This window comes from Oligoflexus sp. (genome assembly GCF_035638955.1).
Lineage (GTDB): Bacteria > Bdellovibrionota_B > Oligoflexia > Oligoflexales > Oligoflexaceae > Oligoflexus.
Window position 1 is genome coordinate 1 of the sequence record NZ_DASQYZ010000419.1, and the last position, 2,629, is coordinate 2,629.

Sequence of the window (2,629 nt, forward strand, 5' to 3'; positions counted from 1 at the left end):
TTTGAGTCGATGAGAATAATTCGAAAGCGGCAGGTCAGAGCAGAGGGTGATACCTCTGCAGAGATCTTCTATTCCGTCGCTGCATGATCGTTCGTCAATCCGTGCTTCCCCGCGTTCAGCTTCTGCAAACGCAACACAACCTGAAAAACGGCCCATCATAAACTGATGGGCCGTCTTTCGTTCAACACGGACCTGCGTTAGGGCTGGGCCAGCGTCGGCGCATAAGCCTCATAACCGTCATCGACGGTGCGAACGTCCCAGGTCAAAGGCAAATCCTTTTCCATACTCGCCTTCTCAAACAGCCGGGTAAATTGCTGCCGGAAGCTGGCATACACATGAGGAACGCGGACCAAATAATAATTCTCAAAATTCTTATCAAAACCGGCTTTGCTCAGGTTCCCGGCGCCCGTAAACACCGCACCCGGTGCGCCTTGGTCCTCAGCATTAGACTTGAAAATCATGAACTTATTATGAAAGAGCATCTTGCCAAGGTGGTTGTTTTCCACAAACCGAAGCTCGGCACCAGCCGCCTGCAGGGTCCCGGGCCCATAGGAAAACTTGTTCGCATCCTTCGTCCCCTTCGCGGCCAGGATCACTTCCAGCGGATCTCCGAATTCACCTCGGCTAAACAGCGAGCAGCGGACATCCTTGGCTTTGGTTTCCAGAATTCCCCACTGGCAGGACGAGGTCAGGCTCCCGGATTGACCATAAACTTTATCATCAACCTGCCAGGCAAGACCCTGGTCGATGGGCACCTGGGAATTGGCCCAGAAGAGTTCCGAATCGACCAGCATTTTGACCTTAAAGGTGGGGTCGCTTTTCAGTTTGAGGGCCAGAGCTGTTATGAGCTCCGGCTCAGTCAAATGATGCGCTGCAATCCATACCTCGGACGCCTTCTGCACTTCCTGCACCATTCCATCCAGCTCTTTGCGATCATCATAGACGCCGCCAGATTTAGGAATGAAGTAGTTCTTCATAAAAGAGTCTTGGGACCGAGCTGTCTCCACACCTTTGGCTTCCCGGCAGGCGTCAAGCTGCTGATAAAGCTTGCCGAGGTTACTCACGGTTTCAGCATTGATCGCATCGCGCAGAAACATATGGTCCTGGCTAAACCAATGCAAGCGATCCTGGGTCACGAAGTTCCAGTTCTCATGATGACCCCAAGTCCCACTTGAAATATTGCCGCTTTGAAAGCTGACCCGAACCTTATCCCGAAGATTGGCGTCATGGGCGGGATTGTTATAAGCAATCATAAGGGACTTCAGATGCGCGAGACGTCCCTTGCTTTTGAACTGCAAAAGTTCGACGCCCGGGCATTGGCTCAGGACATCGATAGCACCCGATGACGAGTCGGGCTCATGGATAAACACTTTGACTTTCACCCCACGTCCTGCGGCTTCACAGGTCCAGGTGGCGACCGATTTCATGCTCAGACTGAAGCTGGCAATAAAGAGTTCATCACTGGCCTGGGTGGACTCAATCCAGTCCTGGATCCGATTGATGGGGCTATCCGTATCGCGATAAGGATTATCACGACCTCGCTGGCTTGATGCCGCAAAATCCGTAGCGTCACAAAAAATATTGCCAGGAATATGCTGACGAAGCCCGCCGCCCAATGTCGGGATCCCCTCGGGACCCACGGCTATTTCAGGAACCTTGGATCGTTCCGGCGATATCTTAAAATCACCCGTTGATCCCGTCAGGGTCAATGGCTCAGGGTTGCGGGGCCTATAGGAAAGAAATTTCTGCCTGGAGCAGACAGGATTGCTAAACAGGACTTCATAGGATGCTTCGGTCCATCCACCGGATAGCAGGGATGAATTGGCCATTTCACTCTTTAAAGAAGCAACCGAAGGTGCGGGATGACACGAAGCCAGCAGAAGCAAGAACGCACAAGCCCCTGCATGAACATAGGATTTTTGTTTCAAAAGTGGAGTCCTCCAGGACATGTGACAGGCAAGGTCGGGAGAGCGTTGTACATCACCACATCAGCCATGGCTTGTACAGACTTGCTCCTTATCAAAATTTCATAGGTCCCGACGCAAAAAAGCGCCTCGACCAGAAATCCCGGTCGAGGCGCCTGGGGTTTAACGGCAGCTGCCTGCAGAAGCGGACATGGTGGTTGGTCCAGCCCAGGTCCCCTGACCAATGACCGTCCAATTTCCCGAATTGGGGCTGACCCGATGCAGTCTTCCGTTTTGGATGATATAGAGTTCACCATTGACGGAAGATATCGAAGTCGCACCGGCCCACGACGCGCCACCCAGAGTTTGATAGCTACCATCGTTGGGATTGACGCGATGAAGGTGGCTGTTTTCCACAATATAGAGCCAGCCGGACAGTGAAGTCATGACTGTGGCACCAATCCAACGAGCAGAACCGATCACGGTCCAGCTTCCGTCATTGGGGTTCACCCTGTGGAGATGATCAGCCTGAACGATGTAGACGCTGCCGTCGACAGCCGCCGCGGATGTGGCACCGGCCCATGACGTTTCACCGAGCAACTGGAAACTTCCGTCATTGGGATTGACCCGATGGAGACGATTGTTTTGCACAACATAGAGCGAGTCGCCCAAAGCTGTCATCACCGTCGGCCCATTCCAATTGGCGTTTGGATTGAGAACGGTCC

Annotated in this window: 2 protein-coding genes; both read right to left on the minus strand. The window is 53.0% G+C overall.

The window, feature by feature from the left end:
- Positions 1-197 precede the first annotated feature (197 nt).
- A complete protein-coding gene (locus VE954_RS35370; RefSeq protein WP_324961986.1) occupies positions 198-1,928 on the minus strand; it encodes a phospholipase D-like domain-containing protein in 1,731 nt (576 codons plus the stop codon).
- A gap of 159 nt (positions 1,929-2,087) precedes the next feature.
- On the minus strand, positions 2,088-2,629 hold a 542-nt coding region (locus VE954_RS35375), incomplete at its 5' end, for a hypothetical protein (protein WP_324961988.1).